Source organism: Zavarzinia aquatilis, assembly GCF_003173035.1.
GTDB classification, from domain to species: domain Bacteria; phylum Pseudomonadota; class Alphaproteobacteria; order Zavarziniales; family Zavarziniaceae; genus Zavarzinia; species Zavarzinia aquatilis.
This window is the reverse complement of the sequence record NZ_QGLE01000001.1, coordinates 325,672-344,964: the sequence shown is the minus strand read 5'-3', so window position 1 is coordinate 344,964 and position 19,293 is coordinate 325,672. Positions and strand designations below refer to the sequence as shown.

The window sequence follows — 19,293 nt, the reverse complement described above, 5'->3', positions numbered from 1 at the left end:
GCGTGCCTGGGCCATCGACGTATGGGGGAAGATCGCTGCGCTCAACAGGATGGACCGAGGAGGTCCCTTACGCGGCTGGAGCGCCTGATGCCGGTTCATCCGACCAGGGATTTATCGCAGATGCGAAAGGTGAAGTCAAACGGCGCGAAGCCCGCGCTTGGAAGCCATGCGCGAATCGCCCAAAGTCGCGGCCCCGGCAACACGGATCGACACGATGGCCCGCCCGCGCATTTCCGTCTTCATCGCCACCAGCCTCGACGGTTTCATCGCGACCGAGGCGGGCGGTATCGAATGGCTGTCCACGGTCGAGGATGAACATGGCGAGGATTACGGCTATGGCGAATTCATCGCCGATGTCGATGCCCTCGTCATGGGGCGGAAGACCTATGACATGGTGGCGGGCTTCGATCCCTGGCCTTTCGAGGGCAAGCGCGTCGTCGTGCTGTCGCACCGCGATCTCGGCCCCGCGCCCGACGGGGTAGAGCGTTACGAGGGCCCCCTCGCCCTTCTCGTCGCGCGGCTCGGCGACGAGGGCACGCGTCGGATCTATCTCGACGGCGGCGAAGCGATCCGCCAGGGCCTCGCCGAGGACATGGTCGACGACATGACCCTGTCGCGCGTGCCGGTCATGCTGGGCAAGGGCAGGCCGCTGTTCGGCCCCGACGTGCCCTATGGTCGCTGGCAGCTGCTGGGCAGCCGGCATTACCCGACCGGCCTCGTCCAGGCGACCTATCGCCGGCTGGACTAGAGCATCGGCGGAATGAGCATCATTCCGCCGATGCTCCACCTTTTGATTTGACGCATCTTCGGACGGCGAACCGGATTCCACTTCGCCTGAAGATGCTACAAGCCGCCCGGCCGGTCAGTGGCTGTGCCCGCACAGGGAATGGTCCGACAGCACTTCGATCACCTTGCAGTCGGCGATGCGGCCGCCGTGGTCGCGGTGTTCGGCCAGCATCCGCTTCAATTCCTTTTCGAGGGCGCGCAGGCGCTTGATCCGGTCTTCCACCTCGTCGAGGTGGCGGCGGGCGATGCCGTCGGCGTCATCGCAGGGCAGATCCGGATGGTCGGACAGTTTCAGCAGCTCGCGGATGGCGTCGATGGAGAAGCCGAGATCGCGGGCATGGCGGATGAAGGCGAGGCGGCGCAGGCTGCTCTCGCCATAGACCCGCTGGTTGCCGAGGCTGCGGGTGGGCGCCGGCAAGAGACCGATCTCCTCGTAATAGCGGATGGTCTGCACCTTCGTGTCGGTCCGCTTTGCCAGATCGCCGATGGCGAGGTCCCGGATTTCCGCCATTTTCGTCATCGCGATTTTCCTCTTGTAGCTCTAGTGGCTTTAGGTTCCATGGTCATGTCCACTAGATGTGAAGGATTGACGTCATGGACAAGGGCCTCGCTCGACATCGTTTGAAAGTCGAGGGCATGGATTGCGCGAGCTGCGCGATCAAGATCGAAAACGCACTGAAGCGGCTGCCCGGTGTCGGCGAGGTGAATGTCAGCGTGACTGGCGGCACCGTGACCGTGACCGAGGATGGCGCGCCCCCCTCCCTGCCCGACATGCAGGCGGCGATTCGTCGTCTCGGCTTCCAGGTGATCGAGGGCGACGCCCACGACCATGGCAGCAGCGGCCACAAGCACGAGCAGCACGATGGCCACGATCATGACCATGACCACGACCACGACCACGATCATCACGACCATGACGATCCGGCCGATGCCGGCAAGCCCTGGTGGCGCACGGGCAAGGGCCGACTGGTCATCGGGGCCGGCGTCCTGCTGGCCGCGGCCATGCTGGTCGACCAGTTCGCCCCCGCTTTCGGTCGCTATGCCTTCGGTGCCGCGACGGTCCTCGCGCTGATTCCGGTGGCGCGGCGGGCCTTCGCGGCCGCGACCTCCGGCTCGATCTTCACCATCGAGATGCTGATGACCATCGCCGCCCTTGGCGCTCTCGCCATCGACGCGGGCGAGGAAGCGGCGGTCGTCGTCTTCCTCTTCGCCGTCGGCGAGGTGCTGGAAGGCTTTGCCGCCGCGAAGGCCCGGCAGTCGATTTCCGCGCTGGCCGAACTCTCGCCCAAGACCGCGCTCCGCATCGAAGGAGAGGCCACGCGCGAAGTGCCGGCCTCGGAGCTGCGCCCGGGCGACCTGGTCCTGGTCCGACCCGGCGACCGTATCCCGTCCGACGGCGCCGTGGTCGACGGCATGTCGGAGGTCGACGAATCGCCGGTGAATGGCGAATCCGTGCCCCGCGCCAAGGCGCCCGGCGATCCGGTTTTCGCCGGTTCGATCAACGGCGGTGCCGTGCTGCGGGTCCGCATCGAGCGGGACGCCAGCGACAATACGATCGCCCGCATCATCCGCCTGGTCGAGGAAGCGCAGGAAGCCCGCGCCCCGGTCGCCCGTTTCATCGACCGTTTCGCCCGCATCTACATGCCGGCCGTGGTCGGCATTGCCCTTCTCGTCGCCGTGGTGCCGCCGCTGGCGCTCGGGCAGGACTGGGGCACCTGGGTCTACCGCGCCCTTGCCCTGCTGCTGATCGCCTGCCCCTGCGCCCTCGTCATCTCGACCCCGGCCGCCATCGCCGCCGGCCTGTCGGCGGGCGCGCGGCGCGGCTTGCTGATCAAGGGCGGCGGCGTGCTTGAAGCCCTCGGCAAGCTGAAGACCATCGCCTTCGACAAGACCGGCACGCTGACCGCGGGCAAGCCCGTGGTCACCGACGTCGTCCCCCTCGCCGCCGGGAAGGAGGAAGTGCTAAGCCTCGCCGCCGCGCTGGAGGTCGGGTCGAGTCATCCCCTCGCCCTCGCCATCCTCGGCGCGGCGGGAACAGGCGCCCTGCCGCCCGCGAGCGATGTCGCGGCCCTGCCCGGCAAGGGCGTGACCGGCACGGTCGGCGGCCGCGCCCTCTTCCTCGGCCAGCCGCGCGCGGCGGCGGAACGGGCGCCCGCCCTCGACCCCGCCGTGACCGCGGCGCTGGAGGCCGAGGGCAAGACCGTGGCCGTTCTCGTCGAAGGGGGTGTCGCCCTCGGCCTGATCGCGCTCCGCGACGAAGCCCGCGCCGATGCCCGCGAAGGCCTCGCCCGGCTGAAGGCCATGGGCATTTCCGGCGTCATGCTGACCGGCGACAACCGGCGCACCGCCGACGCCATCGCCGGCGCGCTCGGCATCACGGCCCATGCCGAACTGATGCCCGAGGACAAGGCCCGCATCGTGCGCGAACTGGGCGCCAATGGCTCGGGCCCCGTCGGCAAGGTCGGCGACGGCATCAACGATGCCCCCGCCCTCGCCGCCGCCAGCGTCGGCATCGCCATGGGCGGGGGCACCGATGTCGCGCTCGAAGCCGCCGATGCCGCGCTGCTGCACAACCGGGTGGGCGGTGTCGCCGATCTGGTCGCCCTGTCGCGCGCGACCCTGCGCAATGTCCACGCCAATGTCGCCATCGCGCTGGGGGCGAAAGCGATCTTCCTGGTCACCACCGTCCTTGGCCTCACCGGCATGTGGATCGCGGTGATGGCGGATACCGGGGCGACGGTGGTCGTTACCCTGAACGCGCTACGCCTGCTGCGCTTCCGCTTCCCTCAGTCCTCGTAAAGCTCGAGGGGCAGATCGTCCGGGTCGGCGAAGAAGGTGAAACGCCTTCCCGTGTATTCGTCGACCCGGACCGGCTCGACCGCGATGCCGGCCGCGGTCAGCCGTTCGATCACCGGCTCGAGGCTCTCGACCGCGAAGGCGAGGTGGCGCAGGCCCTGCGCTTCCGGCCGGCTGGGCCGCGCGGGGGCGCCCGGGAAGGAGAACAGCTCGATCATGGCGTGACGGCCGACGGCGAGATCGCATTTCCACGAACGCCTCGCCTCGCGCCAGACCTCGCGGATCACCGGCAGGCCCAGCACCTCGGTATAGAAATGGCGGGAGCGGGCGTAATCGCCGCAGATGATCGCGACATGATGCAGCCGGTCGAGCATGAAGCCCCCTGTTGTTCACCGCCGCATGGTATAGGCTCGCCCCCCTGTTGCAATGGCGGGCGAGGCGTCATGTCCTTCGATCTTTCCGGCGGCATCGCCCTCGTCACCGGGGCGGGCCGCGGCCTCGGGCGGGAAATCGCCCTCGCCCTCGGCCGGGCCGGGGCCCTCGTCCTCGTGCACGGCCGCCGGATCGAGGCTTTGGCCGAAACCGTCGCCGCCATCGCGGCGGATGGTGGCAGGGCCGCCGCCCTCGCCTTCGATCTCGGCGACGAGGCTTCGGTCATGGCCGCCCTCGATGACGCCGCCCGCCGCTTCGGCCCCGTCACCATCCTCGTCAACAATGCGGGCGCGCGGGATCGTCGCCCCCTCGCCGAGCTGGACCGGGGCGCCGTGCGTGCCCTTCTCGAAATCGACCTGGTCGCGCCTTTCGACCTGTGCCGCCGCGTCGCCGCCGCCATGATGCCGGGCGGGCGCATCGTCAACGTGACCTCGATCGCGGGGCCGATCGCCCGGGGCGGCGACGCCGCCTATACCGCCGCCAAGGGCGGGCTCGACGCGCTGACCCGCGCCCTCGCCGCCGAACTCGGCCCGCGCGGCATCACGGTGAACGCCGTCGCGCCCGGCTATTTCGCCACCGAGGCCAACAAGGCCATGGTCGAGGACGCGGCGGTCGGCGACTGGCTGGCGCGGCGCACCTCGCTCGGCCGCTGGGGCCAGCCGGCGGAGGTCGCGGGGGCCGTGGTCTTCCTCGCCTCGCCCGCCGCCTCCTATATCACCGGGCAGACACTGGCGGTCGACGGCGGCTATCTGTCCCATTTCTGAGCGACACGCCCACTTCCGAACGACTCGAAAGTGCATGGCAGCCATGGCCGACGGGGGGCTTCGATAGCGCCGCGCGGCACGGCATAAGAATGGCTCGACCCGCAGCCGCCAGGGACATGATGCCAGCGCAGGAGCGTGACCCCGCCGGAAAGCCCGGCTTTCGCACCATCGCCCTGATCATCGCGACCGCGATGTTCATGGAGCAGTTGGACATCACCATCCTCGCCACCGCCTTGCCCGCCATGGCGCGGGATTTCGGCACTTCGGCGGCGAACCTCAGCCTCGCCATGACATCCTATCTGCTGTCGCTGGCGATCTTCATTCCCGCCTCGGGCCGCGTCGCCGACCGTTTCGGCGCGCTGACCGTGTTTCGCGCCGCCATCCTTGTCTTCATGGCCGGTTCGGCCCTCTGTTCCCTCGCCGGCAGCCTGTCGGAAATCGTCGCCGCCCGCCTGCTGCAGGGCCTGGGCGGGGCCATGATGATGCCCGTGGGCCGGTTGATCCTGCTGCGCGCCGTTGACAAGCAGCACATGGTCGCCGCCACCGCCTGGCTGCTGGTGCCGGCCCTGATCGGGCCGATCATCGGGCCGCCGCTGGGTGGCTTCATCGTCACCTGGGCGGACTGGCGCTGGATTTTCTACATCAACATTCCGATCGGCCTCGCCGGGCTCGTGCTGTCTTCGATCTATTTCGAGAACACAAGGGAGCCGGCACCCCCCGGCAGCCGCTTCGACGGTTTCGGCATGATCCTGTCCGGCCTTGCCCTCGGCAGTCTGTTCTTCGGCGCCGAACTCGCCAGCCGCGAGGGTGAGGGGCGGATCGCCATCGGCCTCGTCGCCGCCGGCCTTGTCTTCGGCGCGGCCTACCTGCGCCATGCCCGGCGCCACCCGTCGCCCATTCTCGACGTCTCGCTGATGCGCATCCCGACCTTTCGCCTGTCGATGATCGCCGGCTCGCTGACAAGGGTGACGCAGGGCGCCCATCCCTTCCTGCTGCCGCTGATGTTCCAGCTTTCCTTCGGGCTGAACCCGGCGCAATCCGGCTCGCTCGTGCTGGCGACGGCGGTCGGCGCCATGACCATGAAGGCTTTCGCGCCGCGCCTGTTGCGCGCCTTCGGCTTTCGCGCCTGCCTGATGGCGAACGGCGTGCTGTGCAGCCTGCTTTACGGCATCTGCGCCTTCTTCGACGCGACCTGGCCCCACGCAGCGATCTTCGCCGTGCTCGTGGCCAGCGGCTTTTCCATGTCGCTGCAGTTCACGGCGCTGAACACCGTCGCCTATGACGAGATCGCGCCGCCGCGCATGAGCGCGGCCACCGGCTTCTACACGACCTTCCAGCAATTGATGCTGTCCGCCGGCGTCTGCATCGCCGCCAGCGTGCTGCATGTCGGCATGGCGCTGGGTGGACGGGACACGCCGGTCCTCGGCGATTTCCGGGCCGCCTTCCTGGTGGTCACCGGCCTTTCCCTGCTGTCGATCCTGTGGAACGCCCGCCTCGCCCCCGACGCCGGCAACGAAATCAGCGGCCACCACCTGCGCGACCGCTGAAGACCAACGCCACCGGCGTCAGCTGGATACGGCCCCACTACGCCCGGCGCGCTACCGGTCCGTCTGCCCGCCCTGGAAATGAAATTCAGGCCACCCGTCGGCGTCACCTCGGCGGGCGATCGCAGCCGTCCAGAAAATCACGGGTAAAGGGGCTGAACGCGAACGCAAGAGCCCAAGGCCAGGTCACCACCATAAGGTTCAGCAGGATGACCGCGTTGTGGCCAAGAACACGGCGCTGACCGGCGATAATCGACGGCAGGAAGAAGCCGATGGCGATGAGAATGCCCAGGACGCTTTCCATGTCCCCTATTTCGTCAGGACTCGCCGGAATTGCAAGGGGGACACAGGGGTCACCCAAGCCGGCAGGTCATTGTCGACGTTGACACCGGTGGAGAACTTCCCCAGTTTGACGGCGGAGGCCGGCGCCGGGCCGGGATGTTCCACTGCGGCGACCATGGCGTCGGATGTCACCCCATTAGTGACGGCGCCGGCCTCTTCCACTTCCGTCAGCCGATGATTTTAGATGCGACACCCGGTCCGGGCGTCCTTGACCATGAGCTTGACGCGCAACAGCCGCATTCCGGGGCTGGCCGAACAACGCGCGCTCTTCGCGAAAGCGAGGAAGGCGTTGCCTGAAGATATCCGAAGGATCTACGAAGTCTTGGCGAGCGCCGATGGCCAGAGCGGCGCCTTGTCGGACGCGAGGAATTCCAGCGCCTCCGCATCCGACACTCTCCGCCCTTCAAAGGTCAGCGCGGCAGAAGATATCTCGGACCAGACGCGCCGGTCGTCGCTCCAGACGAACAGCCTGTCGTCGTCATCGAGCACGGCGACGCGGGTATCGAGCTCGAAAAACTTGGGCATTGGCACCACCTTTGATCCAGACCCAGACGCTTCGCCCCTCGATGGCAATCTGCGCCTGTCCGACCCTCGCGCCGCCGCCGGCCCCCCGGCTCCCCGCACGCGGGGATCGACCTCGATGTTGACACCGGCGAAGAGCTTCCCCAAAATGACGGTGGAGGCCGGCGACGGGCCGAGACGGGCCGCACCATCCGCGGTGGTTGCTCCCCCCTCATTAGTGACGGCGCCGGTCTCTTCCAACCCCATCAGACGACAATCCCAAAGCCGGCGCCCGGTCACGGTTCATCGGCTTTCAGCTTTTCGCGCCATGGCCGTGCCACGAATGCGAGGGGCGTGTAAGCGCGATGGATGCCATCGCGCAAGTCGGACCTTCTAGACGGCCAGGGGCTGTTGTCGGTGTGGTGGGCCCGGCAGGACTCGAACCTGCAACCAGACCGTTATGAGCGGCCGGCTCTAACCATTGAGCTACAGGCCCCACCGTCGCTTCCCGCGCGTTTCGCGGGAAGCGAGGTTTAGCAGGCTCGCGCGGTGCTGCCAACAGGCTGGCGGCGGGTCAGGCCACGCGGTTGAATTCGCCGGTCGCCTTGTCCAGCCATTCGAGGCGGCCATCGAAGACGCGGAAACGCGCGCCCTGCAGGCTCAAGCGGCCTTCGCCGACGGCGTTGGCGACGAAGGGGAAGGTCATCAGGCGGTCGAGCGACAGTTTGATCGCCTCACGCTCGAGCATGTCCTTCGATTCGGGGGCGAAACGGTCGATGTCGCCGAGCCGCTCCAGCGCGGGGGCGATCAGGCCGATCCAGTCGTCGAGATATTCGAAATCGTCGAGCGGCATGCCCTTGAGGGCAGCGCCGACGCCGCCGCAGTCGCCATGGCCAAGGACGAGGACCATGCCGACCTTCAGCACGCGGACGGCGAATTCGAGCGCGGCCGAGGTGCCGTGCAGGCCCTCGCCCTTCTCGGCCGGCGGCACCAGATTGGCGACGTTGCGCACGACGAACATCTCGCCCGGCTGGGCGTCGAAGATCACCGCGGGGTCGACCCGGCTGTCGGAACAGGCGATCACCAGCGTGGGCGGCTTCTGGCCCTTGGAGAGTTCCTTGTAGAGATCACGATACTCGGGCCAATGGCCGCCACGAAACCGACGATACCCCTCGATCAGCCGCTCCACCGCGTCCTCCTGAACCTGGTTCACAAACGGCGCGACCATGACGCGGTGCAGCAGGCCTGTCCACCCTCCAATGATCGAGCCTCGGGATTTCGGGCATGACAAACCCCCGGCAACGGCGCGCGGCCGTCACCGGGGGTTGTTCAGACGCGGCTCAATTGTCGAGGAAGCTGCGCAGCTTGCGGCTGCGGCTCGGGTGCTTGAGCTTGCGCAGGGCCTTGGCCTCGATCTGGCGGATACGCTCGCGCGTGACCGAGAACTGCTGGCCGACTTCCTCGAGGGTGTGGTCGGTGTTCATGCCGATGCCGAAACGCATCCGCAGCACGCGCTCCTCGCGGGGGGTCAGGCTGGCGAGAACCCGCGTGGTCGTCTCGCGCAGGTTCGACTGGATGGCGGCATCGAGCGGCAGGACGGCATTCTTGTCCTCGATGAAGTCGCCGAGGTGGCTGTCTTCCTCGTCGCCGATCGGGGTTTCGAGCGAAATCGGCTCCTTGGCGATCTTCAGGACCTTGCGCACCTTTTCCAGCGGCATCCCGAGCTTTTCCGCCAGTTCCTCCGGCGTCGGCTCGCGGCCGATCTCGTGCAGCATCTGGCGCGAGGTCCGCACCAGCTTGTTGATCGTCTCGATCATGTGCACCGGGATGCGGATCGTGCGGGCCTGGTCGGCGATCGACCGGGTGATCGCCTGACGAATCCACCAGGTGGCATAGGTCGAGAACTTGTAGCCACGGCGATACTCGAACTTGTCGACCGCCTTCATCAGGCCGATGTTGCCTTCCTGGATGAGGTCGAGGAACTGCAACCCGCGGTTGGTGTATTTCTTGGCGATGGAGATGACGAGACGCAGGTTCGCCTCGACCATTTCCTTCTTGGCCTGACGGGCCTCGCGCTCGCCCTTCTGCACCGTCGTCACGATGCGGCGGAACTCGGGGATGGTCAGGCCGGCCTCGGTCGCGACGCCGGCGATCGACCCGCGCAGCTTCTCGATCTCCTCGGCTTCCTGGCGCGCGAAATCCTTCCAGCCGCGGCCCGGCAGGTTGCCGACCTTGCCCAGCCAGTCGGGAATGATCTCGTGCGTGATGTAATGCTCGAGGAAGCTCTCGCGGCTGACCTTGTATTTCTCGGCGAGACGCAGCAGCCGGCCTTCGAGGCCGATCAGGCGGCGGTTCATGCCATAGAGCTGGTCGACCAGCGCCTCGATCCGGCCGTTGTTCAGGTGGATCGACTGCATCAGCTCGACGAGTTCGACCTTCAGCTTCTGGAAACGCTTCTCGGCATTGGCGGCCTGGCTGTCCTCGGGCGCGCCCATGGCGACGGCGAGGCGGCTCTCCTGCAGCTTGGCGTATTTCTTGTGGGCGACAGCGATCTTGTCGAAAATCTCGAGCACGACGGGCTGGAGCGCCTGCTCCATCGCGGCGAGCGAGATGCCGCCCTCCTCGTCCTCGTCGTCCTCGCCCGGCGGGGGAATGTCCTCGGCGCCCGCTTCGGCCTCGGCCTCGTCGCCGCCTTCCGCCGCTTCGGCCGCACCCGGCAGATCCTCGCCCTCGGCCCCGGGGCCGGCGCCATAGGTCGCGTCGAGGTCGATCACGTCACGCAGCAGAACCTTGCCGGCGAGCAATTCATCGCGCCAGCCGATCATGGCCTGGAAGGTCAGCGGGCTTTCGCACAGCCCGTCGATCATGGTCTCGCGGCCGGCCTCGATCCGCTTGGCGATGGCGATTTCGCCCTCGCGCGAGAGCAGCTCGACCGAGCCCATCTCGCGCAGATACATGCGCACCGGGTCGTCGGTGCGATCCAGTTCCTCGGCGCCGGAGGTCTGGAAGCCCTGGGCCTCGCCGTCCTCTTCCTCCTTGCCGGCGGCGCGTTCCGGGTCTTCCTGCTCTTCCCCGTCGACGACGTTCACGCCCATTTCCGACAGCATGGCCATGATGTCTTCGATCTGTTCCGAAGACACCTGTTCCTGCGGCAGGACGGCGTTGATCTCGTCATAGGTGACGTAGCCGCGCTCCTTGGCGCGGGCGATCATGCGCTTGACCGCCTGACCCGCGGTATCGAGCAGCGGGCCGTCCGCGCCTTCTTCGCGGGCTTCCTCGTTGCCGGTCGCTTCTGCGTTCTTGCTCGCCATGTAATCAGCCCCTTGGCCTTGCGCCCCGCCGCCAGCGGACGCCGCCGTCAACTCATGCCGAAAAGCCGCTATCGACCCCGGCCGCCTGGACCTGGGACTCGATGCGGTTCAGTTCTTCCTTGATCGCCTGGACCCGCCGGATGCCGGCATCGGTCGGCGAAGCCTCGTAACTCGCCTGCGCCTCGCTCAGCTCCGCCTTCAATCCCGTTTGTCTGCGGTGAAGCGCCAAGACATGCCGCCAGCCTTCCTCGACCAGATCAATGGTCATATCGCTTCGGGCAATGCCGTGCAGCCCGAGGAAACGATCGTCTTCGAGGTGGGCAAACGTCTCGGCCAATCCCACATCCGCTAAGTGGCCTTTGACCTTGTCGCTGTCAAGGCCGGGCACGTTAAAAGACATGCTTAAAAGGGCGGAACGCAGCCTGTCAAGAGGCGGCGAATCAATCTCGAGGCGAACCAGCTCGTCGTCGACCCGCGGCAACAGCCGGGGATGCCGGACGAGACAGAGGAGGAGCAGCCTGGTCGTGGCATCCGCACCGCTGTCCTGCCCCTGACCGAGGCGAGAGGCCCGCAAAAAGTTGCTCGCGCCGGGCGGAACCAGCGGGAAACGGCCCCCGGAGCCGCCGCGCCCGCCAAAGCCGCCGCGCGGATCCCGTTGCGGGGCTTGCCGGCGCGGGCGCAATTCGTCCATCAGGCCGCGCAGGCGGCCGCGCAATTCATCCTTGTAATAGGCCTGCACCCGGCCATCGCCGATCTCGCGCAGGACCTGACCGATTCGCGTCTCGAAGGCGGCGCGGCGCTCCGGTGTCGAGAAATCCGCCGCCGCCTTTTCCCGCTGCCACAGGTAATCGACGAGCGGCACCGCCCGGTCGAGGGCGGCGCGCATCGCCGGGGCGCCGTCGCGGCGGATCAGCTCGTCCGGGTCGAGGTTGTCGGGCAGGGTGAGGAAGCGCAGGGAATGCCCGGGCTTCAGCAGGGGCAAGGCACGGTCGAGGGCGCGGCTGGCCGCGCGCTGGCCGGCCTTGTCACCATCGAAACACAAGGTGGGTTCGGGCGCGAGGCGCCACAGGGCTTCGATCTGGCCTTCGGTCAGGGCCGTGCCAAGAGGGGCGACAGCTTCCGCGATGCCGGCCTGATCGAGGGCGATCACATCCATATAGCCTTCGCAGACGATGACGCGGCCGGCCTTCAGCGCGGCTTCCCGGGCGAGGTTCAGGTTGAACAGCGTGTCGCCCTTGTGAAACAGCGGCGTCTCGGGCGAGTTCAGATATTTCGGCTCGCCGTCGCCCATGGTGCGGGCGCCAAAGGCGATGACCCGTCCCCGCGCGTCGCGGATCGGGAAAGTCACCCGATCGCGGAAATAGTCGTAGGGGCTGCGACCGTCGTCGGGCTTCCGCACCAGCCCGGCCTCGACGAGGAGGGCTGGCGGAAAGCCGCGGGCGACCAGCGCGTCCATCAGGGCGGTATGCCCGCCCGGGGCATAGCCGAGGCGAAAGCGCGCGATGGTCTCGCGGGTCAGGCCCCGCCTTGCGAAATACTCCCGGGCGGCGCCCCCCGCCCCGGTCTGCAATTGCGCTTCGTACCAGGTGCAGGCGGCCTCCAGCGCGTCCTGCAGGGTCTGGCGCTTCTCGGCCTGCTGCTTCGCTTCGGGGTTGGGCGCCGGCAGGGCGACACCGGCTTCCGCCGCCAGCCGCTCCAGCGCCTCGCGGAAGCCGAGATTCTCGGTCTTCTGGACGAAGCTGAAGATGTCGCCCTTCTCGCCGCAGCCGAAACAGTAATAGGTGCCCTTGTCGTCCATCACATGGAACGACGGGGTCTTCTCGCCGTGGAACGGGCACAGGGCCATGAAATCGGCCCGGCCTTTGCGCGTGATCTTGGTGCGCCGGCCGACCACGGTCGACAGGAGAAGGCGCGACTTGATCTCGGCGGTGACGTCGTCAGCCATGTCCACTCCGGCCGGCGACGCGGCCCCGCAACAAAGCGGGGACTATGATACGTCAGGCCGGCGGGAACAACACTCAGGGCTTGAGGGAGAATCAGGGCTTCGGGGTCGCGACGACGTCGATGGTGACGGCGATATAGGGCCCGACCCAGCCGCCGGCCGGATCCGACTGCACGCCGATGCCATAGGCGACGCGGTTCAGGTTCAGGCTGGCCTTCGCTTCCGCCGGGCCATTCGCCGGCAGCGACAGGGTGAAGGGGAAACTGACCTCGTTGGTCACATTGCGGATCTGCAGTTTTCCGGTCGCGGTATAGCTGCCATCGGCATTGGCCGTGATCGCGGTCGAGGTAAAGCTGGCGGTCGGGTAATCCTTCACGGCGAACCAGTCGGCCTGGGGCAGCGTGCCGTCGTACATGGCATTGCCGGTCGTGGCGCTGGCGGTGTCGAACACGACCTTCAGGTGGCTTCCGGCGAGATCGGCGGGATCGAAGACGATATCGGCGGTCCAGCTCTTGAAGGTGCCGGTAAAGGCTTCGCCGCTGTTGGTGCCCGAGAAGCCGACGCTGCTGCGCGCGGGATCGACCACATAGGTCGCGGCGGCGGCCGGCAGGGCGGACAGAAGGGCGAGAGCGGCGGCAAGGGCGGCGATTTTCATGGCATGGTCCTTCCCCGGCCCCACCACATGCGGGCCAGGATGTTTTCCCGGTCGATCACGATATGCTTGATCACGGCGGCAATATGGCCGGCGATGGTGACGGCCATGAGGAGGGCCAGCCAGAAATGCGCCCCCTTGGCCGCGCCCTCGACCGCGGCATCCCCGGCGATGCCCGGAACATGGGGCCATTCGAACAGGCCGAAGACGATGGTCGGCAGGCCAAAGACACTGGCAGAAACCACGATCCAGCCGGTCACCGGCATCGCGACCATCAGAACATAGAGCGCGAGATGGCCGGCTTTGGCCGCCCTCGCCTCCCACGCCGGCATGAAACCGGGCAGAGCCGGCGCCTTCAGCACGAGGCGGAGCAGGATACGCAGGGCGGCGGCGACCAGCACCAGCACACCCAGCGATTTATGCCATTGATAAAGGCGGAATTTCAGCGACGGGCCGATGTCGCCGAAGGCCATGACGAAGCCGCTGGCGAGCATCAGCAGGATGGCCAGCGCCATCACCCAATGCAGGGCGACGGCGATGCCGGCATAGCGGTCAGCGGGCTTCGTCATGGTGGAATTACTCCGCCTTGGGGAATTCGGCTTCGATGATCACCGTCACCTCGTCGCCGATGGCGGGCACGAAGGTTGAAAGGCCGAAGTCGCTGCGCTTCAGGCTGCCGGTCGCGGAAAAGCCCATGATCGGCTTGCCCGACATCGGGTGCTTCGGATAGCCGCCGTTGAAGGTGACATCGAGCACGACGGGCTTGGTGACACCCAGCATCGTCAGATCGCCATGCATCTTGCCCGTGGTCTCACCCGTCTTCTCGAGCCTGGTCGAAGTGAAGGTGATGGTCGGGAACTTGTCGCCGTTCAGCCACTTCTCGCCGGCGCCGATCTCCTTGTTGAAATCGACCTTCTCGGGATAGGGGTAGTCGGTCTGGAGCGACAGCGTGTCGATGCTGGCGGTCACCTTGCTTTTGGTCACGTCGACGGGATCGAATTCGATCTTGGCGTCGAAATGGCGGAAGCGGGCGGTGTAATTCGACAGGCCGAAGTGGTTCACCTTGAAGGTCAGGCTGGCGTGGGTGGGATCGACCGTGTAGGTCCCCGCCGGCATGTCGGCGGGCGGCGAGACCTGCGCGAGGGCCGCCACCGGCGTCAGGAACAGCGCGGCGGCAAGGAGGGCGGCTTTCTTCATGGGGCAATCCTTCGGCGAACAGGAAACAGGGGACGGGACAGGGCACATCCGCGCCTGACGCCACCATGCCGGTCGGACGGCGCCGGAAAAACCGGACTGACGTTAAGGGATCGTTTCCGTTACGGAAACAATGGCCCGAACGATCAACCGATCCCATCGCCGCCTTCTGTAAATTATCGTGGATTTCCCGCTGGAAAGCGCGCGCCGCAGCACCGAAAATCACCGATGCGGATACATCGTCCCCCAGCCGGAGGCCCCTCGCCTTGAGCATCCCCTTTCGTGGCGCCCCCCTGCCCGCGCCAAGCCGGCGCGCCGCCCTGATCGGCCTGACGGCCATGCTCGGTGGCCTCGCGACGGGGCGCGGGGCCATGGCGGGCGATGTCGCGACTACGCCCCTGCCCCGCCTCGACACCGGCTGGTGGGCGGAGCGGCACCGCCAGAAGCTGGAAGAAATCCGCAAGGGCCGGGTCGACCTGATCTTCGTCGGCGATTCGATCACCCATGACTACGAATTGCCGAGCGAGGCGCCGCAGTATGATTTCCTTGGTCTGTGGCGGCGGATGTATGGCGGCCGCAACGCGGTCAACCTCGGCTTCAACGGCGATACCACGGCCAATGTGCTGTGGCGCCTGCAGAACGGCGAGATCGACGGGATCGCGCCGAAGGCGGCGGTCGTGCTGATCGGCACCAACAACACGATCCAGGGCCAGAGCGCGGAAGAGACAGAGGCCGGCATCGTCGCCGTCCTATCGCTGCTGGCGAAGAAACTGCCGAGGACGAAGATCCTGCTGCTGGGCATCCTGCCAAGCGACGTCAGCCCACTGAAGACCGCGCTCGACCAGACGGTGAACCTGCGCCTTGGCAATCGCTATGCGGGCAGCCGGACGGTCACCTTCATGGATGTCAGCTATCTGTTCCTGAAGGACGGCGTGACCGACACATCGCTGTTCATGGACCCGCGCAACACACCGCCCCTGCCCGCGCTGCATCCCGATGCCGCCGCGCAAGGCCGCATGGCCGAGGCGATAGAGCCGACGCTGGCCGCCCTGCTGGGCGAAAAGCCGAAACCCTGACGGGTTGAAGCCCTGACGGGTTACAGGGCGCCCCCGGCGAGGCGGGCCTCCCACGCCCTCTCCTGTTCGGTCAGCGGGGCGTCGAGGATGCGTTCGGGGATTTCCCACACCACCACCTGGGGCGGTGTCGCGGTGAAGGCGCCATCGGCGAAATAGGGCACGGCCGCCCCGGCGAAACCGGCACCGTCCCGCGCCATGTCGGCGACGGGCACGGCCAGCGCCGCGGCGAGGAAGCCAATGAAATTGGCCGTCCGCGCATAGGACGAACCGATCACCGCGACCGGCGGCCCCGCCATGTCGCCGAACAGATCGTCGGCGACGATGGCCGGCAGGGCGATCGTGCTCGTCGCCACCCTATCCCCCGCCGGCCGCAGCGGCAGTGGCGCGCCGTCGAGACCGGCGAGGCGGATGAGATCGCCCACCCGCTCCGCGACCTCGCCCACCGCGATGGGAACATCCGCGCCCCGCGCCGGGGCCTTGCCCTCGGCCCCCAGATGGCGGGCGATGGCATCGGCGGCGGCGCGGGCGCCCGCCTCGCTCCAATGGGTGTCGGTGCGGAAATAGCCGCCTTCGGCAGCGCCGGCGATCGCGGCGCGCAAGTCGACCGTGTCAATTCCCGACGCCGACAGGCCGGCGGCGAAGGCGTCGAAACGACCGGCAAGACTCTCGGGACGGACCACGCGGCACAGCGCATCCGCCTTGATCCGGCTCTTGTCCGGGGTGATCGCGACGACGAGATGGATGCCGCGCGCGGCCAGCAGGCGCTGGACTCCCGCCGCCATGGCGAGCCGCCGGGCCGACGCGGCAGCACCGTCCGGGTGGACGTCCAGTTCCTCGCGCAGGAACAGCCAGTTGGCGCAGCCCCGCCGGACCTGCGGCCCGAGATCGCCGAGCACCACCCAGTCGAGCGCCCGGGCCGCCGTGGCGAGTTCATGGCCGCCGACGAGGTCTTCATTCAGCAGCCGGGCGAGCTTGCCCGTGGCCTCGCCGTCCAGCAGGGAACTGACGCCGGTCTCCGCGATCAGTGCCTGTCCCTTGTCCGACAGAGACGCCGCAACCGACGACATCAGACCGACGAAGAGCACCAGCCCCATCACCAGAGCGGCCGGCCGGCCCAGGCGGGCGGCTTCGCGGTCCTCAGCGGTCTCCATCGCTGGCCCTCCCTAGAACTGGAAATAGAGGAAGGGCACGGTTTCCCGCCCTTCGAGCAAGGCCAGCGCATAGGCAAAGGCCAGCGCCGGCCACAGCGCCTGCCACCAGCGCGGCACCCGTGCCTTCCAGGTGTCGGAGGCCGCCGGCCACCACACCGCGGCAAGGCCGACCGCCATCCACAGCATCATCGACGGCCGCAGGGCAACCGCCATTGTGTCGCCGATGCCGAGGCCGTTGAAGCCGAACTGGCCGAGCAACATGGCCTCGGCCATGCCCCAACTGGTCGAGCGGAACACAATCCAGGCGGTGGTCACCACCAGCATGGTCAGCGGATAGGCGATGAACACCGGCAGGCGGATGCCGCGCATCCGGGCTGCCCGCTCCACCGCCAACGCGATGCCATGGATCAGCCCCCAGACAAGAAAGGTCCAGGCCGCGCCGTGCCACAGGCCCCCGATGGCCATGGTCAGGATCAGGTTGACGTAGGTCCGCGCCGCGCCCTGGCGATTGCCGCCGAGGGCGACATAGAGATAGTCGCGCAGCCAGCCCGACAGGCTGATGTGCCAGCGGCGCCAGAAATCCTGAATGCTGGTCGCGAGATAAGGATGGTTGAAATTCTCGGGGAAATGAAAGCCGAGCATGAGACCGAGGCCGATGGCCATGGCGCTATAGCCGGCGAAGTCGAAATAAAGCTGCAGCGAATAGGCCAGAAGCCCCAGCCAGGCATCGACGGCGGTCGGCTGCGGCAGGTTAAAGGCCAGCTCGACCAGCGGCGACAGGGAATCGGCGATGATCACCTTCATCGCGAAGCCGATTGAAAAGCGGCGCGCACCCGCCATGAAGCCGCCGAGCGCGAGCCGCCGCGACGCCAACTCGGCGTCGACCCAGCTGTAACGAATGACCGGACCCGCGATCAGCTGGGTGAACATGGCGATATAGACGGCGAAGGCGACGTAATGGGGCTCGGCCTTCACCACGCCGCGGCGGATGTCGTAGAGGTATGAAATCGACTGCAGGACATAGAACGACAGGCCGATGGGCAGGATCACCGGGTCCCAGGCGATGGCCCCGAGATCGAACAGCGACAGACCGCCATTCGCCGTGCCGACCAGCAGATTGGCGTATTTGAACCAGCCTAGGGTGAGCAGATTGACGACGGCGCCGAAAGCGAGCGCCCGCTGCTTTCCGTGATCGTCCGGCGCCCTTTCGATCGCCTGCCCACAATAGAAGCTGAAGGTCGTGACGAAGACGAGCAGCAGCAGGAAGATCGGCTTCCACCAGCCATAGAAAATCCAGCTGGCCGCCAGCAGGACATGATTCCGCCAGCCCCGCGGCACGGCGAGATAGGCAAGGAAGAACAGCGGCAGAAAGAGCGCCAGGAACTCGACGGAGGCGAAAACCATGGATGCGAATGTCCCGGGCGCTGGTCGCGGTCGTCAGTTGTAGTTGGCGCGTTCGTCGCGGCCGCCGATCAGGCGCCGGCCACCGGCCCCGTCGGGCACGATGACGATACTGTACCGCCCGGCCGGCTCCAGCGTGCCGAGGTCGAGCGGGCCGGCGATGTCCACATCACCGCAGGCCGCCTCGACCACGGCGGCGGCCGGGTTGACCAGTCGGCGGGCGATGCCGCCCGGCGCGATCTTGTCGAAGACCACGACCTTCTTCACACCCGCGCGCAGCTTCGCGTCCACGCAGGCCGGATCGGCGTTCAGAAAGGCGATGTCGGCCTTCAGGGCGTTGAAATCCTGCGGCTTGTCGCGGATCACCAGGCTCTTGCCGTCGGCGAGAATGGCGATGGTGACGAATTCGTCCGGCTCCACCGTCACTTCGACCACGCTGCTGCCGCCGGGCGCGGTCAGGGTTGCGCGCTGCGCCGCACGCGCCGGCACCGCCTGAAAACGCCCGATCAGATTGTCGCCGCCGTCCCCCAGCGACAGGCTGGCCGGCCCGGTCGAGACCGAGACCGGCGCCGCCGCCGCGTCGAGAAAGCGGACATAGCCCGAAATGACGCCCGGCCCCGTCGGGTAGAGGCGGATTTCCTCCGCCCGCGCGGCCAGCGGCGCGAGGATCATCGCGAGGAATAGGACAGCGGCGCGCCTTACCATGGCTCGTCGCTCCCCGCCGGCTTGGCCGGCGCGGCGGCGGCCGGGGCGGCGGCCTTCTGCTCGATCGCCGTGCGCAGGGCAGCAGCCCAGGCCTTGTAGCCGGCGGCATCGAGGTGCTGGCCGTCGATGCTCTTCCACGCGCCGGGCGCGGCGAAGGCGGTCGAATCGACATAGCGGCAGGGGCCGACGATCTGGGCGAGGTAACCGGAAAGCTCGGTCACGCGGCCTTCGGTCTTGCCGAAAGCCGGATTATTGGTGCCCCAGGGCGGGCCGATCCAGTCGCAGGACAGCGATGCGGATTTCAGCTCGCCGGTCAGCGAGGTCACCTGATCCCACACCCAGGCCTTCGGAAAGTCAGCCGACTTGTAGGCGCCGAGGGTATCGCCCATGACGACGATCACGAGGTTCGGCTTGGTCTTGGCGATGAGCTCCCGCGCATCCCATACCGGCTGTCCGGTGCCCTTGGCGCGCTGGACAGGACCTGTGCCGACACGGGAAGAGATGCCGCAATCGGTCGTCTTTGGCGTCAGATAATCGGTCGGTGTCGTGCCGCAGGCGCCGTAAGCATAGACCTTGGCGCCATCCGCCGTCAGCGCCGGGGGCAAAAGGTCGATCAGCCCACCTTCGTGCACCATGTGACTGTCGCCGATCAGCAGGATGACCATGCCGGCCAGAATTGCACTCATCTGTTCTGCT

At 67.4% G+C, this 19,293-nt stretch carries 19 protein-coding genes and 1 tRNA gene; 5 read left to right on the top strand and 15 right to left on the bottom strand.

What is annotated here, in order from left to right; genetic code table 11:
- The first annotated feature begins 166 nt into the window (after positions 1-166).
- Positions 167-748: a dihydrofolate reductase family protein gene (locus tag DKG74_RS01695; RefSeq protein ID WP_207779195.1), complete on the top strand. Its 582-nt coding sequence runs from the start codon at positions 167-169 to the stop codon at positions 746-748.
- A 114-nt stretch (positions 749-862) separates the two neighbouring features.
- Here the strand turns inward: DKG74_RS01695 and DKG74_RS01690 are convergent, their stop codons facing one another.
- Entirely contained in the window at positions 863-1,306 is a 444-nt protein-coding gene (locus DKG74_RS01690) for a MerR family transcriptional regulator (RefSeq protein WP_243403989.1), read from the bottom strand.
- 74 nt (positions 1,307-1,380) lie between these two features.
- Between DKG74_RS01690 and DKG74_RS01685 the strand changes: the two genes are divergently transcribed.
- Positions 1,381-3,585, top strand: a complete 2,205-nt coding sequence (locus DKG74_RS01685; protein ID WP_109901942.1) for a heavy metal translocating P-type ATPase — start codon at positions 1,381-1,383, stop codon at positions 3,583-3,585.
- On the opposite strand, the gene gloA2 is transcribed toward DKG74_RS01685, so the two are convergent.
- Positions 3,573-3,956, bottom strand: a complete 384-nt coding sequence (gene gloA2 / locus DKG74_RS01680) for an SMU1112c/YaeR family gloxylase I-like metalloprotein (protein WP_109901940.1) — start codon at positions 3,954-3,956, stop codon at positions 3,573-3,575. The genes DKG74_RS01685 and gloA2 overlap by 13 nt on opposite strands.
- A gap of 69 nt (positions 3,957-4,025) precedes the next feature.
- Between gloA2 and DKG74_RS01675 the strand changes: the two genes are divergently transcribed.
- Both DKG74_RS01675 and DKG74_RS01670 read left to right on the top strand, forming a co-directional pair.
- On the top strand, positions 4,026-4,778 hold the full coding sequence (locus tag DKG74_RS01675; RefSeq protein ID WP_109901938.1) for an SDR family oxidoreductase: 753 nt from the start codon (positions 4,026-4,028) through the stop codon (positions 4,776-4,778).
- Between the two features lie 89 nt (positions 4,779-4,867).
- Positions 4,868-6,325 carry an MDR family MFS transporter gene (locus DKG74_RS01670; protein WP_243403988.1) on the top strand — a complete coding sequence of 486 codons (1,458 nt, stop codon included), beginning with the start codon at positions 4,868-4,870 and terminating at the stop codon, positions 6,323-6,325.
- Between the two features lie 103 nt (positions 6,326-6,428).
- On the opposite strand, the gene DKG74_RS01665 is transcribed toward DKG74_RS01670, so the two are convergent.
- From DKG74_RS01665 to DKG74_RS01625, 9 genes are all read right to left on the bottom strand, one after another.
- Complete coding sequence (locus DKG74_RS01665) at positions 6,429-6,626, bottom strand: hypothetical protein (protein WP_109901934.1); 198 nt, start codon at positions 6,624-6,626, stop codon at positions 6,429-6,431.
- A 350-nt stretch (positions 6,627-6,976) separates the two neighbouring features.
- Positions 6,977-7,189, bottom strand: coding sequence for a hypothetical protein (locus DKG74_RS21400; RefSeq protein ID WP_133251466.1), 213 nt, complete (start codon positions 7,187-7,189; stop codon positions 6,977-6,979).
- Positions 7,190-7,585: 396 nt separating this feature from the next.
- Positions 7,586-7,661, bottom strand: a tRNA-Ile gene (locus DKG74_RS01655).
- Positions 7,662-7,739: 78 nt separating this feature from the next.
- Positions 7,740-8,393: a carbonic anhydrase gene (locus DKG74_RS01650; protein ID WP_207779194.1), complete on the bottom strand. Its 654-nt coding sequence runs from the start codon at positions 8,391-8,393 to the stop codon at positions 7,740-7,742.
- A 112-nt stretch (positions 8,394-8,505) separates the two neighbouring features.
- On the bottom strand, positions 8,506-10,476 hold the full coding sequence (rpoD, locus tag DKG74_RS01645) for an RNA polymerase sigma factor RpoD (protein WP_109901930.1): 1,971 nt from the start codon (positions 10,474-10,476) through the stop codon (positions 8,506-8,508).
- Positions 10,477-10,528: 52 nt separating this feature from the next.
- Positions 10,529-12,421: a DNA primase gene (dnaG, locus tag DKG74_RS01640; protein ID WP_109901928.1), complete on the bottom strand. Its 1,893-nt coding sequence runs from the start codon at positions 12,419-12,421 to the stop codon at positions 10,529-10,531.
- A gap of 91 nt (positions 12,422-12,512) precedes the next feature.
- The gene (locus DKG74_RS01635; RefSeq protein ID WP_109901926.1) at positions 12,513-13,073 is read right to left on the bottom strand and encodes a YceI family protein; all 561 of its coding nucleotides are present in this window, start codon (positions 13,071-13,073) and stop codon (positions 12,513-12,515) included.
- On the bottom strand, positions 13,070-13,639 hold the full coding sequence (locus DKG74_RS01630; protein ID WP_109901924.1) for a cytochrome b: 570 nt from the start codon (positions 13,637-13,639) through the stop codon (positions 13,070-13,072). The genes DKG74_RS01635 and DKG74_RS01630 overlap by 4 nt, the downstream gene beginning before the upstream one ends.
- Positions 13,640-13,646: 7 nt before the next feature.
- Entirely contained in the window at positions 13,647-14,267 is a 621-nt protein-coding gene (locus DKG74_RS01625) for a YceI family protein (protein WP_165837479.1), read from the bottom strand.
- Between the two features lie 263 nt (positions 14,268-14,530).
- Here DKG74_RS01625 and DKG74_RS01620 point away from each other — a divergent pair, with 263 nt between their 5' ends.
- On the top strand, positions 14,531-15,340 hold the full coding sequence (locus DKG74_RS01620; protein ID WP_165837478.1) for a GDSL-type esterase/lipase family protein: 810 nt from the start codon (positions 14,531-14,533) through the stop codon (positions 15,338-15,340).
- Positions 15,341-15,360: 20 nt separating this feature from the next.
- Here the strand turns inward: DKG74_RS01620 and DKG74_RS01615 are convergent, their stop codons facing one another.
- From DKG74_RS01615 to DKG74_RS01600, 4 genes are read right to left on the bottom strand one after another with little or no spacing between them, the layout of a single operon-like run.
- Positions 15,361-16,491: an alginate O-acetyltransferase AlgX-related protein gene (locus tag DKG74_RS01615; protein WP_109901918.1), complete on the bottom strand. Its 1,131-nt coding sequence runs from the start codon at positions 16,489-16,491 to the stop codon at positions 15,361-15,363.
- Positions 16,492-16,503: 12 nt separating this feature from the next.
- On the bottom strand, positions 16,504-17,895 hold the full coding sequence (locus DKG74_RS01610; protein WP_109901916.1) for an MBOAT family O-acyltransferase: 1,392 nt from the start codon (positions 17,893-17,895) through the stop codon (positions 16,504-16,506).
- A gap of 33 nt (positions 17,896-17,928) precedes the next feature.
- Positions 17,929-18,597: a hypothetical protein gene (locus DKG74_RS01605; RefSeq protein WP_133251465.1), complete on the bottom strand. Its 669-nt coding sequence runs from the start codon at positions 18,595-18,597 to the stop codon at positions 17,929-17,931.
- Positions 18,591-19,283 (bottom strand): SGNH/GDSL hydrolase family protein, encoded by a 693-nt coding sequence (locus tag DKG74_RS01600; protein ID WP_133251464.1) that lies wholly within the window; start codon positions 19,281-19,283, stop codon positions 18,591-18,593. The genes DKG74_RS01605 and DKG74_RS01600 overlap by 7 nt, the downstream gene beginning before the upstream one ends.
- Between the last annotated feature and the right edge of the window lie 10 nt (positions 19,284-19,293).

What these genes read in the sequence shown, in the direction of transcription:
- DKG74_RS01695 (WP_207779195.1), top strand. Translation starts at nt 167, where the DNA reads ATGCGCGAATCGCCCAAAGTCGCGGCCCCGGCAACACGGATCGACACG.
- DKG74_RS01690 (WP_243403989.1), bottom strand. Translation starts at nt 1,306, where the DNA reads ATGACGAAAATGGCGGAAATCCGGGACCTCGCCATCGGCGATCTGGCA.
- DKG74_RS01685 (WP_109901942.1), top strand. Translation starts at nt 1,381, where the DNA reads ATGGACAAGGGCCTCGCTCGACATCGTTTGAAAGTCGAGGGCATGGAT.
- gloA2 (WP_109901940.1), bottom strand. Translation starts at nt 3,956, where the DNA reads ATGCTCGACCGGCTGCATCATGTCGCGATCATCTGCGGCGATTACGCC.
- DKG74_RS01675 (WP_109901938.1), top strand. Translation starts at nt 4,026, where the DNA reads ATGTCCTTCGATCTTTCCGGCGGCATCGCCCTCGTCACCGGGGCGGGC.
- DKG74_RS01670 (WP_243403988.1), top strand. Translation starts at nt 4,868, where the DNA reads ATGGCTCGACCCGCAGCCGCCAGGGACATGATGCCAGCGCAGGAGCGT.
- DKG74_RS01665 (WP_109901934.1), bottom strand. Translation starts at nt 6,626, where the DNA reads ATGGAAAGCGTCCTGGGCATTCTCATCGCCATCGGCTTCTTCCTGCCG.
- DKG74_RS21400 (WP_133251466.1), bottom strand. Translation starts at nt 7,189, where the DNA reads ATGCCCAAGTTTTTCGAGCTCGATACCCGCGTCGCCGTGCTCGATGAC.
- DKG74_RS01650 (WP_207779194.1), bottom strand. Translation starts at nt 8,393, where the DNA reads ATGGTCGCGCCGTTTGTGAACCAGGTTCAGGAGGACGCGGTGGAGCGG.
- rpoD (WP_109901930.1), bottom strand. Translation starts at nt 10,476, where the DNA reads ATGGCGAGCAAGAACGCAGAAGCGACCGGCAACGAGGAAGCCCGCGAA.
- dnaG (WP_109901928.1), bottom strand. Translation starts at nt 12,421, where the DNA reads ATGGCTGACGACGTCACCGCCGAGATCAAGTCGCGCCTTCTCCTGTCG.
- DKG74_RS01635 (WP_109901926.1), bottom strand. Translation starts at nt 13,073, where the DNA reads ATGAAAATCGCCGCCCTTGCCGCCGCTCTCGCCCTTCTGTCCGCCCTG.
- DKG74_RS01630 (WP_109901924.1), bottom strand. Translation starts at nt 13,639, where the DNA reads ATGACGAAGCCCGCTGACCGCTATGCCGGCATCGCCGTCGCCCTGCAT.
- DKG74_RS01625 (WP_165837479.1), bottom strand. Translation starts at nt 14,267, where the DNA reads ATGAAGAAAGCCGCCCTCCTTGCCGCCGCGCTGTTCCTGACGCCGGTG.
- DKG74_RS01615 (WP_109901918.1), bottom strand. Translation starts at nt 16,491, where the DNA reads ATGGAGACCGCTGAGGACCGCGAAGCCGCCCGCCTGGGCCGGCCGGCC.
- DKG74_RS01610 (WP_109901916.1), bottom strand. Translation starts at nt 17,895, where the DNA reads ATGGTTTTCGCCTCCGTCGAGTTCCTGGCGCTCTTTCTGCCGCTGTTC.
- DKG74_RS01605 (WP_133251465.1), bottom strand. Translation starts at nt 18,597, where the DNA reads ATGGTAAGGCGCGCCGCTGTCCTATTCCTCGCGATGATCCTCGCGCCG.
- DKG74_RS01600 (WP_133251464.1), bottom strand. Translation starts at nt 19,283, where the DNA reads ATGAGTGCAATTCTGGCCGGCATGGTCATCCTGCTGATCGGCGACAGT.